Source organism: Flavobacterium flavigenum (assembly GCF_027111255.2).
GTDB classification, from domain to species: domain Bacteria; phylum Bacteroidota; class Bacteroidia; order Flavobacteriales; family Flavobacteriaceae; genus Flavobacterium; species Flavobacterium flavigenum.
The window spans coordinates 4,535,335-4,550,477 of the sequence record NZ_CP114285.2; the positions used below are offsets into that span (position 1 = coordinate 4,535,335).

The 15,143-nt window shown below is 36.3% G+C and carries 9 protein-coding genes, 2 tRNA genes and 1 rRNA gene; 11 read left to right on the plus strand and 1 reads right to left on the minus strand.

Annotated features, from left to right (window positions below):
- Positions 1–133: 133 nt before the first annotated feature.
- A complete protein-coding gene (locus tag OZP09_RS18790) occupies positions 134–2,863 on the plus strand; it encodes a pectinesterase family protein (protein ID WP_269235195.1) in 2,730 nt (909 codons plus the stop codon).
- 85 nt (positions 2,864–2,948) lie between these two features.
- Positions 2,949–4,910, plus strand: coding sequence for a GDSL-type esterase/lipase family protein (locus tag OZP09_RS18795; RefSeq protein WP_269235196.1), 1,962 nt, complete (start codon positions 2,949–2,951; stop codon positions 4,908–4,910).
- 188 nt (positions 4,911–5,098) lie between these two features.
- Here the strand turns inward: OZP09_RS18795 and OZP09_RS18800 are convergent, their stop codons facing one another.
- Positions 5,099–6,049, minus strand: coding sequence for a PhoH family protein (locus tag OZP09_RS18800; RefSeq protein ID WP_281309814.1), 951 nt, complete (start codon positions 6,047–6,049; stop codon positions 5,099–5,101).
- Positions 6,050–6,228: 179 nt separating this feature from the next.
- Between OZP09_RS18800 and OZP09_RS18805 the strand changes: the two genes are divergently transcribed.
- From OZP09_RS18805 to OZP09_RS18845, 9 genes are all read left to right on the plus strand, one after another.
- A complete protein-coding gene (locus tag OZP09_RS18805) occupies positions 6,229–7,056 on the plus strand; it encodes an SAM hydrolase/SAM-dependent halogenase family protein (protein WP_281309815.1) in 828 nt (275 codons plus the stop codon).
- A 33-nt stretch (positions 7,057–7,089) separates the two neighbouring features.
- Positions 7,090–7,605, plus strand: a complete 516-nt coding sequence (locus OZP09_RS18810; protein ID WP_269235198.1) for a hypothetical protein — start codon at positions 7,090–7,092, stop codon at positions 7,603–7,605.
- Positions 7,606–7,728: 123 nt separating this feature from the next.
- Positions 7,729–8,454, plus strand: a complete 726-nt coding sequence (gene gldF / locus OZP09_RS18815) for a gliding motility-associated ABC transporter permease subunit GldF (RefSeq protein ID WP_281309816.1) — start codon at positions 7,729–7,731, stop codon at positions 8,452–8,454.
- Positions 8,454–10,142, plus strand: coding sequence for a gliding motility-associated ABC transporter substrate-binding protein GldG (gldG, locus tag OZP09_RS18820; protein ID WP_269235199.1), 1,689 nt, complete (start codon positions 8,454–8,456; stop codon positions 10,140–10,142). The genes gldF and gldG overlap by 1 nt, the downstream gene beginning before the upstream one ends.
- A gap of 108 nt (positions 10,143–10,250) precedes the next feature.
- Complete coding sequence (gene dnaN, locus OZP09_RS18825) at positions 10,251–11,369, plus strand: DNA polymerase III subunit beta (RefSeq protein WP_223680970.1); 1,119 nt, start codon at positions 10,251–10,253, stop codon at positions 11,367–11,369.
- Between the two features lie 342 nt (positions 11,370–11,711).
- Positions 11,712–12,341, plus strand: a complete 630-nt coding sequence (locus OZP09_RS18830; protein ID WP_269235200.1) for a DsbA family oxidoreductase — start codon at positions 11,712–11,714, stop codon at positions 12,339–12,341.
- An 879-nt stretch (positions 12,342–13,220) separates the two neighbouring features.
- Positions 13,221–14,734, plus strand: a 16S ribosomal RNA gene (locus OZP09_RS18835).
- Between the two features lie 129 nt (positions 14,735–14,863).
- Positions 14,864–14,937, plus strand: a tRNA-Ile gene (locus OZP09_RS18840).
- A 91-nt stretch (positions 14,938–15,028) separates the two neighbouring features.
- Positions 15,029–15,102, plus strand: a tRNA-Ala gene (locus OZP09_RS18845).
- Positions 15,103–15,143 lie beyond the last annotated feature (41 nt).

Consider the following 15,143-nt stretch of genomic DNA (forward strand, 5'->3'; position numbering starts at 1 on the left):
TTAAAAAATTGGCATTAAAAATACAGTATTGATTTTTTATCAATGCATAAAATATGTAATCTGTTATAAATGATGAATTTTATTAATTAGTAAGAAACTTTACGAAACAACCAATAACTAACTATCTAACTTTATGAAAAAACTCGACTTTTTTGTCCTTCTGTTTATAGGACTTCTATTTTTTAATACAGGTACCGCGCAGAGCTTTAGCCCGGATATTGTAGTAGATATTAATGGATCCGGAAATTTTACTTCAATACAGGCTGCAATTGATGCCGCACCTGCCGGAACGCCAACTATTATTTATGTAAAAAGAGGTTTGTACGACAAGGAAAAACTATTAATTCCTGCCAATAAAACCAATTTAACCCTAATTGGGGAGAGCAGGACAGAAACTATTATCTCTTATGATATTTATAATTGTAATGATGGAGGTGACGGTCTGTGTCCTGATGCTAAAGTAGCACTTTGGGCGTCAAATACAAATTTAGTGGCAACGGCAGCAACACTTACTATTATGGCAAATGATTTCAGGGCAGAAAACATAACTATCCGAAATACCGCCGGACCAGTTGGACAGGCACAGGCACTGACACTTCGTGCAGACCGGAATATATTTGTCAATTGTGATATAGCGGCTTATCAGGATACTATTTATTTCTGGACAGCCGAAACTTCACGGGCTTATTTCAAATCCTGTATGATTCTGGGGCGTACTGATTATATCTATGGTCGTGGAGTTGGCGTTTTTAACGAATGTGAGATTAGAAGCTTCGGTGGGGCATGGATAACAGCGCCTTCAAGTGAAGAGTCGCAGACTTACGGTTTTGTATTTTATAAATGTAATTTAACATATCAGCCAAATAGTCCGAGATTAGGTGATGATGGTATGAAAATTAAATTCGGACGCCCATGGCATCAATATCCAAAAGTTACGTGGCTCTATTGTACAATGCCCGCAGAAATCGATCCTCTGGGCTGGGGAGATAAATGGAATATGGCTTATGCCGATACTGACTCAAGACTTAAATTGTATGAGTGGATGAATACTGGTCCTGGTGCTGATATGAGCGGAAGAGCAAACTGGGTAGGTATTCGACCTTTAGCAGATCTGACGGAAGCCAATTTATATGAGCCAAAAATTGTACTGGCAGGTACTGACAATTGGGATCCTACAGCAATAGCTCCAACGGTTACTGTCTATAATTGGGATGGGGGTGCTGCGAATACCGGATGGCTTGAGGCAGATAACTGGAATCCGAATATTGTACCGGTCGCATCAGAAGCTGCAAATGTTGACGGAAATTTTACAATAAGTGCTAATGGCGGAAATTTTGCCGCGGATTTGAATTTATTGAACGGAGCAGCAATTGATGTTTCTGCCAATAGTTCAACAACCTTGCTTACACTTAACCAGGCATCAATTTCCACTACTACCAGTGTATCTTTATCAGGAAATATCAAGACTAAAGGAGATGTCACAATTAACAGTTCTGCTAACCTGAATCTGACAGCTATAATAAGCGGTGTCCACCAGATAACTAAAAGCGGTTCAGGAATAGTTCAGTTCAATAGTAATAATTCAGGTTACATAGGGAATTTAGTTATTCAGACAGGCGAACTTCAGGCTAAAATTGCCAATTCATTAGGAAAATCACCAAAAATAACCGTAAAAACGAATGGAAAACTAACTGTTGATTTGAGTACTGCAGTTGATGTGAAAACAGCACTTTATACAGAAGGAACAGCTTCTGTTGTTCTGAATCAGGATATCACAATTAATGAATGGTATATTGATGGTGTCTTACAGCCAGTTGGTATTTATACAGCTGCTACAAATGCATCCACAATTAGTGGAACAGGTAAAATAATTATCGGAAGACCAAGTGAGTTTGGTTTCTTAGGCGGACTTTGGGATGATGTAACGAAATATTCTCCGGCCTTATTACCAAAAGCAGGTGAAAAAGTGAATGTGAACAGCGGTATCACTATTGAAACCACACTCACCACATTTGAAGGGGATATGTATGTAAAAACAGGTGGAACAATTCGTTTGAGACAAATAAAAGATTCCAAATGTTTAGGGCCGGTAAGAATGGCTCAGGGATCTACTATAACATATGCAACAAGTGGTACAGGTTTCTATCTGAATGCCCCAATTGTTTTAGAGGGAGATGTTTCCCTAACTATGAGTAGTAATAATGTGGCAGGAAACACAATGGATTTACCGGGAACATTTTCAGGAAGCAGTAAAATTATTGTTCGCAACATAAGGGATTTTGCAAGTGCAGCAACGGTAAAATTAGGAGGAGATAACAGTAATTTTACAGGAATCTGGGATTTGACTTTTGCTGCTGCAAATGCTGGAGGTTCATCTGCAGTCAACGGAACTGTTGAAAATGCTTTCGGTAAAGGGATAATCAATCTGGCTTTCAATAACAAAGCTATTTTCAATCATGTAAAATGTGCCGGAGACGAATTAAATATGAATATAACCGGTTCTTCTGCTTCAGCGGTATTAAACGTTGCCGTTGCAGTTAAGAAATTTACGCTAAACGAAACGCAGCTGGCAAACGGAACATACAATTCCATTACACATCCGGGACTGCTTACGGGCACAGGATCAATTACAGTAAATTCGGGAAGTCTGGGTTTAGATGAAAATGTTTTTCTGGAGTATGGTATGTTGAAAGTAAACGGTATTATTGAGGATCTTGATGTTTACAATCTTGCAGGACAACGCGTTTATCGTACAAAATCTGCCGTTACAGAAATAAATCTGAATAATCTGAAAAACGGAATCTACATTGTTCGTTATAAAATCAGTGGAAAACAAGGAGCTGTCAAGATTTATAAAAAGTAAGATTATAAACTTATTACATTAAACCAATACCACAAAAAAATATATGTTTTTCATATACACAATAATTACAAAATAAAATCCAAAAATGAAATTAGTTTTATCAAAATTATTTGTTGTTGCTTTATTTTTTTACAGCATCATCTCGGCAAATGCACAAATTACGCTTCACACTATTGGCGATTCTACAATGGCAAATTATGACGAAAGTACTTCAGATATAAGAGGCTGGGGAATGATGTTCCAGCAGTTTTTCAATTCAGGAGTTACAGTTAATAATCGCGCAAAAAATGGAGCCAGCAGTAAAAGTTTTTATATGGAAGCTCCGTATTGGACAACCGTAAAGCAACAGATAAAAGCCGGAGATTATGTCATCATTCAGTTTGCTCATAATGACGAGAAAAACGGAGGGCTTGACGGCGGAACAGATCCTGCCAATCCTCTTAACGGAACAGATTATAGAGGTACAAATCCGCAAACAACTTATAAAGATTATCTTAGAAAGTATATTGATGAAACGCGTGCTTTGAATGCTACTCCTATCTTGGCCACGTCTATGTGTAGAAAATATTTTAGTGGAGGCACAATTACTCGTAAAGGACTTCATGATTTAGGTCCGGACTTTAGCCTTCCGGCAACAGACCATACTTATGATTATGCTTATGCTATGAAAGAAGTTGCAACAGAAAAAGGCGTACAGCTTATCGATTTGACTACCTTAACCAAAACCTTAGTTGAATCTTATGGAGATGCTGCCAGTACTGCCCAGCTTTACGTTTCTGCAGATTCTACACATCCAACAGCGTTGTTAGGGACACTAACCGCAAGATTATGCGCTCAGGAAATGGTTAAACAAAATATTTTAGCATCTAATATCAATACATCAACAGATGTTTTAATCAATCCGACTAATTGTGATTTTGGGGATGCCTATACCGGTCAGACCCTTACGAAAGAAGTAACTATTACAGGTTTTGACCTTTTACCAGCTACAGGAACATTTACGCTTTCTGTTGATAATGGTTTTTTAATTGCACCAAACAAAACGGATACTTTTAGTTCTACTATCAATATGAACTATACTGGTGGAAATCTTGCTTTTACAAAGTTTTATATTTCAGCAACACAATCTGTTGGAGGTAATAAAACAGGGACACTTACAGTAACAAACGGAAGCGTAACAAAAACAGTTCCGCTAAAAGCTAATTTTATTACATTAACAGGAGGTACTGAAGTGAACCTTATCTGGGGATTAACTGCTAATGATACTTATGTTTTACAAGGACCAGCCGTTGCTTTGGACCAGTCACAGACAGGTATGTCAGTTCAGTCTTATGCAGCGCCTGCCAATTCTCAAACTGCAAGCACGACATGGCCGGCGGGAAGCGGTTATGACACGACAAGAAAAACTCAAAGGAATGAACCACCAGGAGGCAGTTGGCCTGCCGGAGAAATTGATGAGGTGTCAACACGTTATACTCAGTTCGGAATTTCTCCTGCTGCAGGAACAGAATTAAATGTTGATTTAATAAGTCTATATGTTGGTGCAGCAGGAGGAAACGGTATGAGATGCCGTATTTCATATTCTACGGATGATTTTGTAACCACATCTGTTGTTGGAGAGTTGACGAGTATGACATCAAATACAATGTATGCTGTCTCAAAAATTCCGGTACTTAAAATACCTTATGGAAAAACCTTAAAAGTTCGTGTTTATCCATGGTACAATACTGCAGCAGCTACTACCGGAAAGAGAATTTGTCTTTCGGATGTCAGAATTCATGGAGTTGCTCTTCCTGCAACTAGTCTGGGTACTGATGATTTTTCAAAAAGCCAATTAAAATGGATGGTAAAAGATGGTTTTATGAAGATAGAAAATGCACCGGAAAACAGTAAAATCAAAATCTATGATTTAAACGGAAAACAAGTGCTTAAATCAACCAGCATAAGCAATGATTCAGATGTAGAATTGCCAAAAACAAAAGGAATTTATATTGGTAAAGTTGAATCTGTGGAGGGAGTAAAAACAATTAAGTTTTTAGTTCCTTAATCAAATGTAAGGTTCATAATACAATTGATGTTATTTGAGAAGCCATCGGAATTTATCTTCTGATGACTTCTCAATTTCTTAAAAAAAATATTCGTTTTGCACCTTTTTTTGAAAACGTACAAAACGAATATTAATAAATGTTAAAACACAATTCACGATTTACATTTAATATTTCAATAAAAATTAAATCAATCGTGATTCTCTATTTGCTTATAAGCATCAATAACTTTTTTAACCAGTCTGTGACGTACGATGTCTTTGTCATCCAGATAAATAATTCCGATTCCTTCAATATCCTTCAGTACCAAAATAGCTTCTTTCAGACCAGAAATAGTTCTTCTTGGCAAATCGACCTGTCCCGGGTCTCCCGTAATCATGAATTTTGCGTTTTTCCCCATACGGGTCAAAAACATCTTCATCTGTGAGTGGGTGGTGTTTTGGGCTTCATCCAGAATTACAAAAGCATTATCTAATGTACGTCCGCGCATAAATGCCAAAGGCGCAATCTGAATAATTCCTTTTAAAATGTAATCTTCGAGTTTTTCGTTTGGAAGCATATCACGCAAAGCATCATAAAGCGGCTGCATGTACGGATCGAGTTTTTCCTTCATATCCCCGGGTAAAAAACCAAGATTTTCGCCTGCTTCGACCGCCGGACGTGTAAGGATGATTCTTTTGACTTCTTTATCTTTCAGCATTTTTACTGCCATTGCAACACCCGTATACGTTTTTCCGGTTCCTGCAGGACCAATAGCAAACACCATATCATTTTTTTTGATTGTATCAACAAGTAATTGCTGATTAGGCGTCATGGCTTTTATAATTTTACCGCCAACTCCATGAACCAGTATTTTGTCATGATCTAATGATTTTCTTTCATCCTGACCATCGCTCATAATCACACGTTCAATTACGTTATCATCAATGTTGTTGTATCGGGTAAAATGAAGCATAAGCCTCTGAAATCTTTTTTCGAATTCATCTAAAACTTCTTTTTCGCCAAAAGCCTTTAAAGTGGTCCCTCGTGCTACGATTTTAAGCTTTGGGTAGTACTTTTTAATTATTTCCAAATGGCTGTCATGAGCGCCCCAAAATTCTTTAGGAGCGATGTCTATTAGCTCAATTATTCTTTCGTTCAAATGAGGTAGTTTTTAATTAAAAATAAATTTGTCTGCAAATCTACTGTCGGGTATGTTTATATCTTTAAAGGCAAATTGCATTTTCTTTCTTTCAATTTGCATTAAGTATTATTAGCTTTGCATTTCTCAAATTTAATGAAAATTAGATTTAAATACTACCAATAGTTATAAACAAAAATATGTCAATAATTACCCTTACTACCGATTATGGCTTGAAAGACCACTTTGTTGGTTCGTTGAAGGGTAAAATTCTTTCTGAAATTCCGGAGGCAAAAATCATAGACATTTCACACGATATTGATCCATTCAACACTGCTGAAGCAAGTTACATTATTGGTGCGTCCTATCTGAGTTTTCCTAAAGGAACTGTTCATTTAATTGGCGTCGATATTGAATTAAATAAAGAGAATCAGCATATCGCCATGCAGTGGAATGATCACTACTTTATTTGTGCTGACAACGGGATTTTAAGTATGCTTACACAAAAGATTGTGCCGCAGAAAATTGTCGAAATTAATATCTATGATCGTTTTCCTGCCGATTATACTGACTTGGATGTTTTTATACAAGTAGCTTGTCATATTGCCAAAGGCGGTTTGTTAAATGTCATTGGAAAAGAAATCACAGAGATTAAAGAAATAAACGAATTGCAGGCAGTAGTTTCAAACGATGGCAATTCACTTAAAGGATATGTTATTTACATTGACCATTTTGGAAACGTAGTGACTAATATTTCTAAAAAGCAATTTTTGGAGGTTGCCAAAGGCCGTCCTTACGAAATTGTTATGAATCCTAAAAGTATCAAAACGATTTTGCCCAATTATTCTGCGATTGCCACTTCGGATAAGTATCCTATAAAAACATACGAAGGCGAAAAGCTGGCTATTTTTAATGAAGCCGGTTTCCTGGAAATAGCTATTTTTAGAAGCAATCCTTCAAAAGTTGGTTCTGCAAATAGTTTATTAGGACTGAATTACAGAGATGTAATTACTCTTAATTTTTTTTAAGGAAGATTTTTTATAACATTACCGAAATGGTTTATGAGGAAAATTAAAGATATAAAACAAGGTGATTTGTTTACATTTATTGCTGCTGATAGTAGATATAAACTTCTTCTTTGTACAAATATTTATAGTCATAAAAGTCCACATTATTTTTCATTTTGTGCCTTAAATTATGATGAAATTGAAAAGCCTACAATTGAAATTATTGAATATTGTGATTTCTTCGGAGTTGCAAATGCTACAAAAAATAATTTTTACAACCATTCAGATGAAGAGTTAGAAATAATGTGGTCATTTCATCCGGAAATAAAGCCATATTTATTAGGTGCGTATAATTTTATTATCTGGAAAAAAGATTTCATGAGTTTTTACGATAATTTTGAATTTATTGATAACATGAAAGTTATGAATAATATTGATAAAAATGGTAATGGTAGCGTGAATGCAAGTAGTTGGGATTATTTAAGAAAATCTTTCAATGAAAAATTTAGCGAAATAATGAAAGAAAGAGGACAAATAGCCTTTAGATTAAAATCAATAATTAGAGATTAGAACTAATAGAATTTATAATGAAAAGAATAATCTATTTTGGTATTTTTGCGCCCTTGTAAAGCTTTGGCTTTTGATAACAAGGCAAATACATAAAAAAACAATCAAACGAATAAACGTTTTTACATGAAATCAATCATTTTACGGGAAATAAAATCCTTTTTTGGTTCTCCAATAGGCTATTTGGTCATTGCTGTTTTCTTAATCAGCAACGGGCTGTTTTTATGGGTTTTTGAAGGAGATTATAATATTCTAAATACGGGTTATGCAGATTTGACTCCATTCTTCACTTTGGCACCATGGATTCTAATTTTCCTTATTCCGGCAGTAACAATGAGAAGTTTTTCTGATGAAAAAAAACAAGGAACACTGGAATTACTGCTGACTAAACCATTATCAATTTGGGAAATTGTAAACGGAAAATTTTTAGGTGCTGCATTTTTGATTATCCTGGCAATAATTCCAACATTTATATATGTAAAAGTGATTTCAAATCTGGGCTTCCCTGAAGGAAACATCGATATGGGAAGTACAATTGGTTCTTACTTCGGGTTATTATTTCTGATTGCAGCTTATTCAGCTATTGGAATTTTTACTTCAACACTTTCAGAAAATCAAATTGTGGCCTTTATCATTTCTGTTTTTTTATGTTTTTTCTTTTATTACGGCTTTGAGGGGCTGGCTTCTCTGATTCCTGGATTTTCTGGTTTTATTTCTGTTTTAGGAATGCAGGACCATTTTAAGAGTATGAGCAGGGGAGTAATTGATACCCGCGATGTAATTTACTTTTTAAGCATTACACTTCTGTTTTTGTCATTTACAGTTTATCAATTAAAATCTTTTAAAGCCTAATGAAACCATCTGCTCAAATAAATATCAAGACGTTATGGATCACAATTTTTGTTTTAGTTGTCCTGAATGTATTAGGCTCTTTGTTTTTTTATCGATTTGATTTAACAAAGGACAAAAGATATACTTTATCCGAAACTTCTTTAAAGATTGTAAAACAAGTTGAAAATCCAATGTCTATAAAAATTTATATGGACGGAGGAGATCTTCCACCTGATTTTAGACGTTTACAGCAAGAAACCAAACAGTTATTAGAAGAATTTCATGCCTACAATAAAAATATAGTTTTTGAATTTGTGAATCCGATGGAAAATGAAGAAGAAAGTATAGATTTAACAGAATCTCTCTTCAAAAAAGGATTAACTCCAATTAATTTGACTGTTGATGATAAAGGAAAACAGTCACAGGAAATGGTTTTTCCATGGGGTATTGTGGTTTATAATAATAAAGAAGTAAAGATTCCATTATTGAAAAACAGAATGGGGGCTTCAACTACACAAAAAGTAATCGGTTCCATTCAGCATCTGGAATATTCAATTGCAGATGCTATTAATAAAATAACCAAAGACAGGCAAAAGAAAGTAGCTATCATAAAAGGAAATGGGGAAATAAATGAGATTCATATCGCTAAAATGCTGATGCAGATTCGCGAAAGTTATTACATAGGGCCTTTTACCTTAGATTTAGTTTCCAAAAATCCAATAAAAAGTTTAGATGCGCTAAAGAAATATGATTTAGCAATTATCGTAAAACCTACTGAAGCTTTTTCTGATGAGGAAAAGCAGGTTTTAGATCAGTTTATCATGAATGGCGGAAAATCATTGTGGCTTATTGATCAGGTAGCTGCAGATATGGACAGCCTTTACAATCAGGCAGGGGCAACTCTGGCTTATCCAAGGGATTTGAATCTGAATGATATGTTCTTTAAATACGGATTCAGAATCAATCCTGATTTGGTAAAAGACGAACAGGGAAGTCCAATAAAATTAGCAACCGGAGAGCAAGGAAGTGCAACACAATACCAGGATTTTATTTGGAAATTTTCCCCGCTTGTTTCGCCTGAAAGCAAACATCCGATTGTGAAAAATTTAGGCGGAATCAAATTTGACTTTGCCAGTCCAATAGATACATTGAAAAACGGAATTAAGAAAACTGTTTTATTGCAGTCATCACCTTATTCCAAAAAAATAGGAACGCCGTTTGAAGTCAATTTAGGCATTGTTTCAGAGCAGACTTCTCCGAAGGACTATCTTAATAAAGGAAATATACCAATGTCGGTTTTACTAGAAGGAAGTTTTCATTCGGTTTTTGAAAATCGTGTTTTAGCTTTCAAAGAAAATTCATTTTTAGCAAAAGGAAAACCTACTAAAATGATTGTTGTTTCTGATGGTGATTTGGCTAGAAATCAATTGGATAAAAACAGAATGCCAGTGGAATTGGGTTACGACCAGCGTTCAGGAAATTTATACGACAATAAAGATTTTGTAATGAACTGTATCAATTATTTGCTGGATGATACAGGACTTATTAACATTAGAAGTAAGGATTTAGATTTGCCTTTATTGGATAAAGAGAAAGTTTATGAAAATTATACCCAGACGCAATTCATAACTATCGGACTTCCAATCTTAGTTTTGTTGGTTTTCGGTCTTCTGTTTACCTATATCCGAAAAAGAAAATACAGCAAATAGATGTTAATAAAAAAATTGTAAAACTAAGATTGTTTACGATATATTTGTAATCCTTATTTTTAAAGTTTAAATAACCAATAAATAGGCTCAAAAATTAAAAACAAACAGATGAAATTTATAGTATCGAGTTCTTACTTATTAAAACAATTACAAGTTTTAGGTAGTGTAATTAACAGTAACAATACGTTGCCTATTTTGGACAACTTCTTATTTGAACTTAATAATGATGAGTTGACAGTTTCTGCTTCAGATCTTGAAACTACAATGTCAGCAACATTATCAATCGATTCTAAGAGTAAGGGAAGTGTAGCTGTTCCGGCAAAACTTTTACTTGAAATTTTAAAAACATTTCCTGAGCAGCCTTTAGCCTTTACAGTTGAAGATAATAACACAGTGGAAATTAGTTCTAATTCAGGAAAGTATGCATTAGCGTATGCTGCCGGAGAAGAATTTCCTAAATCAGTAAATCTTGACGACCCATCTGTGACTATCGTTCCGGCAGATGTATTGGCTACTGCGGTAAGTAAAACTATTTTCGCAGCTGGTAATGATGATTTGCGCCCGGTAATGTCTGGAGTTTTCTTTCAGTTTTCACCGGAAGGATTAACTTTTGTAGCTACAGATGCTCATAAATTGGTGAAGTATGCACGTACGGATGTAAAAGCATCTCAGGTTGCAGATTTTATTATGCCTAAAAAACCTTTGAATATTTTAAAAAGTATTCTTGGAAGTTCTGATGCTGAAGTAAAAATTGAATACAACGATTCAAATGCAACTTTCTCATTTGATAATTATATTTTGATGTGCCGTTTAATTGATGGAAAATATCCAAATTACGAAGCAGTGATTCCAAAAGAAAATCCAAACAGATTAATGATTGACCGTTCTTTATTTTTGAGTTCTGTTAAGCGTGTCGCGATTTTCTCAAATAAAACTACGCATCAAATTCGTTTAAAAATCGCCGGAGCTGAATTAAATGTTTCTGCTGAAGATATTGATTATTCAAACAAAGCTGAGGAAAGATTAACTTGCGATTATCAGGGTGATGATCTTCAAATTGGTTTCAATTCACGTTTTTTAACAGAAATGCTGACTAACCTACAATCAGATATGATTATGTTAGAAATGTCATTGCCTAACAGAGCCGGAATCTTAACTCCAGTTGATGGTTTGGAAGAGGGAGAAACTGTTACAATGTTGGTAATGCCTGTAATGTTAAATAGTTAACATCACAATTGCTTTTTGTTACAGGGGTGTTTTTTAGTTTCAAATTAAAGATTTATCATTGTAAAAAAAAATATCGCTATTAACCAACCATTTTTTATACCTAGAAACCGCAATTCTTAATAAGAGTTGCGGTTTTTTATTTTGTTATTTCAGGTTTCAATTTAGGTGTTAGTCTTTTCTCATGAAACAGAAGTTATAAATTGAGCTAAGTTTTAAATATGACTTTCCGAACTTTATGTTTAAATGTAAGTCTGAAAAAATTATTGTGCTTTGTGCCTAAATTTTGTACAAAATCATTTTATATGAAACCTGAAACTTGAAACAATTCTCTAACTTTGCAATATGAAAATAGAAATTTGGTCGGATATCATGTGTCCGTTTTGTTACATAGGAAAAAGACAATTAGAAAAGGCTTTAGCAGAATTTCCAAATGAGGAGTTTGAAATTGAATGGAAAAGTTTTCAACTCGATTCGTCAATAACTCCTCAGAATGGCAAAGATATTTATACTTTTTTAGCTGAACGTAAAGGTATTTCAGTTGAGCAGTCAAAAGAAATGCATAAAGCGGTTGTTGAACGTGCGAAAAATGTTGGTTTAGATTATCATTTTGAGAAAGTAATTGTTTCGAATTCACTAACAGCTCATCGGATTATACATTTAGCAAAGACCAGGAAACTCGGTGATGAAATGGAAGAGGTTTTCTTTAAAGCATATTTTACTGAAGGAAAAGATTTAAATGATGCTTCGACTTTAATAGAGTTAGGGATTCAGGCAGGTTTAGATGAAAAGGAAGTTCGGAAAGTAATAGAAAATGAGAGTGTGTTTTTGAATGATGTGCAAAATGATATTGCCGAAGCACAGCAAATTGGAGTACAGGGGGTACCTTTTTTTGTTTTCGATAGAAAATATGCTGTTTCAGGAGCGCAGCCTGTTGAAGCTTTTGTACAAACAATTAATGAAGTCAGGAATTAACCTTGGACATTTAAAAATATTAATCCCGATAGTTAATTAAAATTATCGGGATTTTTTTTCATATATATAAGAGAGAAACTTTTGTAGTAAAACGAAAGCTCTGAATTCAGGGATTAAAAATGGATTATTGATTTAGATCAGGAGCTGATCCCGCTATGCGCTTCAATCTTTTGAGCCGAACCCCGGCTCAAAAAGGATTTTCGCTACTATCGGGGCTATGGAACAGTTTTCAAAAGATAATTAGAGTTCAGAAAAGCGATTGAAAAGTTAATAAATGTATAAGAACGACAATTGAGAACGTATGTAAATTGTCAAAACGATATTTAAACAATGAAAAGTCTTACAGATCAATAAAAAAGTTCAAAATGTAAGGAAGCTGTTCCCAGTGAGTTAAGAGAAAGGATTGAAAAAGATGGAAAAAATATAAAAAAAAGGGTTGGAAATGTAAATAGATGTGCTACTTTTGCACCCGCAACAGCGAAGGCGTTCATCGAAATACTGACAAGAATAAGGAATCGAGGTTTTAGAAATAAAACAAAAAAAAGATTCAAAAAAGCTTGTGAGATTTGAAAATGCTTTTTACATTTGCACCCCGCAAAACACGGAAGTTCATTGAGAGACTGGTAGGAAAAACGAAGAGATTGAGATTGAAAAAATTTCAAAAAAAACTTTAAATTTTTCTTGCAGGAAACAAAAAGAATTTCTACTTTTGCACCCGCTTTGAAACACAAGCGAAAATAAAAAGAAGATACGTTCGTAGACATATTGAATTGACAGCCGTCTTAACAGAGATGTTAAGGCAAAAGAAATAAGAGTAATGGAATCGTTAGATTCGAAAAAGAACCGATAGATATTCGTCGTGATATAATATTAAAATATACGATGAAGAGTTTGATCCTGGCTCAGGATGAACGCTAGCGGCAGGCTTAACACATGCAAGTCGAGGGGTATAGCACTTCGGTGCTAGAGACCGGCGCACGGGTGCGTAACGCGTATGCAATCTACCTTTTACAGGGGGATAGCCCAGAGAAATTTGGATTAATACCCCATGGTATAGTGAGTTGGCATCAACCTACTATTAAAGTCACAACGGTAAAAGATGAGCATGCGTCCCATTAGCTAGATGGTAAGGTAACGGCTTACCATGGCAACGATGGGTAGGGGTCCTGAGAGGGAGATCCCCCACACTGGTACTGAGACACGGACCAGACTCCTACGGGAGGCAGCAGTGAGGAATATTGGACAATGGGCGCAAGCCTGATCCAGCCATGCCGCGTGCAGGATGACGGTCCTATGGATTGTAAACTGCTTTTATACGAGAAGAAACACTGATTCGTGAATCAGCTTGACGGTATCGTAAGAATAAGGATCGGCTAACTCCGTGCCAGCAGCCGCGGTAATACGGAGGATCCAAGCGTTATCCGGAATCATTGGGTTTAAAGGGTCCGTAGGCGGTCTAGTAAGTCAGTGGTGAAAGCCCATCGCTCAACGGTGGAACGGCCATTGATACTGCTGGACTTGAATTATTAGGAAGTAACTAGAATATGTAGTGTAGCGGTGAAATGCTTAGAGATTACATGGAATACCAATTGCGAAGGCAGGTTACTACTAATGGATTGACGCTGATGGACGAAAGCGTGGGTAGCGAACAGGATTAGATACCCTGGTAGTCCACGCCGTAAACGATGGATACTAGCTGTTGGGGGCAACTTCAGTGGCTAAGCGAAAGTGATAAGTATCCCACCTGGGGAGTACGAACGCAAGTTTGAAACTCAAAGGAATTGACGGGGGCCCGCACAAGCGGTGGAGCATGTGGTTTAATTCGATGATACGCGAGGAACCTTACCAAGGCTTAAATGTAGTTTGACCGGTTTGGAAACAGATCTTTCGCAAGACAAATTACAAGGTGCTGCATGGTTGTCGTCAGCTCGTGCCGTGAGGTGTCAGGTTAAGTCCTATAACGAGCGCAACCCCTGTTGTTAGTTGCCAGCGAGTCATGTCGGGAACTCTAACAAGACTGCCAGTGCAAACTGTGAGGAAGGTGGGGATGACGTCAAATCATCACGGCCCTTACGCCTTGGGCTACACACGTGCTACAATGGCCGGTACAGAGAGCAGCCACTGGGCGACCAGGAGCGAATCTACAAAGCCGGTCACAGTTCGGATCGGAGTCTGCAACTCGACTCCGTGAAGCTGGAATCGCTAGTAATCGGATATCAGCCATGATCCGGTGAATACGTTCCCGGGCCTTGTACACACCGCCCGTCAAGCCATGGAAGCTGGGGGTGCCTGAAGTCGGTGACCGCAAGGAGCTGCCTAGGGTAAAACTGGTAACTAGGGCTAAGTCGTAACAAGGTAGCCGTACCGGAAGGTGCGGCTGGAACACCTCCTTTCTAGAGCCCCATATGTTAGTGGCAACACACGTTGGGGATAAAAGATGGATATTTTGAAGTTTCTGAATCGTAAGGTTCGATTACTCTTGCTGTTAATTTAAAAAAATAATGAAAATTAAGTAAAAACAGAGTCTCGTAGCTCAGCTGGTTAGAGTACTACACTGATAATGTAGGGGTCGGCAGTTCGAGTCTGCCCGGGACTACTCTTTTAACTTAAAAAAGGAAATTTTAGAGGTTGAGGCCTTATGAGCAATAATTCATAACTCATAACTAATAACTCATCACTAAGAAAATGGGGGATTAGCTCAGCTGGCTAGAGCGCCTGCCTTGCACGCAGGAGGTCAACGGTTCGACTCCGTTATTCTCCACGAAACTATCATGAAAATGGTAAGTTAAAGTTCATTGACAT

Excerpts from the sequence above, each read along its gene's own strand:
- OZP09_RS18790 (WP_269235195.1), top strand. The coding sequence starts at position 134 with ATGAAAAAACTCGACTTTTTTGTCCTTCTGTTTATAGGACTTCTATTT.
- OZP09_RS18805 (WP_281309815.1), top strand. The coding sequence starts at position 6,229 with ATGTCAATAATTACCCTTACTACCGATTATGGCTTGAAAGACCACTTT.
- OZP09_RS18810 (WP_269235198.1), top strand. The coding sequence starts at position 7,090 with ATGAGGAAAATTAAAGATATAAAACAAGGTGATTTGTTTACATTTATT.
- gldF (WP_281309816.1), top strand. The coding sequence starts at position 7,729 with ATGAAATCAATCATTTTACGGGAAATAAAATCCTTTTTTGGTTCTCCA.
- dnaN (WP_223680970.1), top strand. The coding sequence starts at position 10,251 with ATGAAATTTATAGTATCGAGTTCTTACTTATTAAAACAATTACAAGTT.
- gldG (WP_269235199.1), top strand. The coding sequence starts at position 8,454 with ATGAAACCATCTGCTCAAATAAATATCAAGACGTTATGGATCACAATT.
- OZP09_RS18795 (WP_269235196.1), top strand. The coding sequence starts at position 2,949 with ATGAAATTAGTTTTATCAAAATTATTTGTTGTTGCTTTATTTTTTTAC.
- OZP09_RS18830 (WP_269235200.1), top strand. The coding sequence starts at position 11,712 with ATGAAAATAGAAATTTGGTCGGATATCATGTGTCCGTTTTGTTACATA.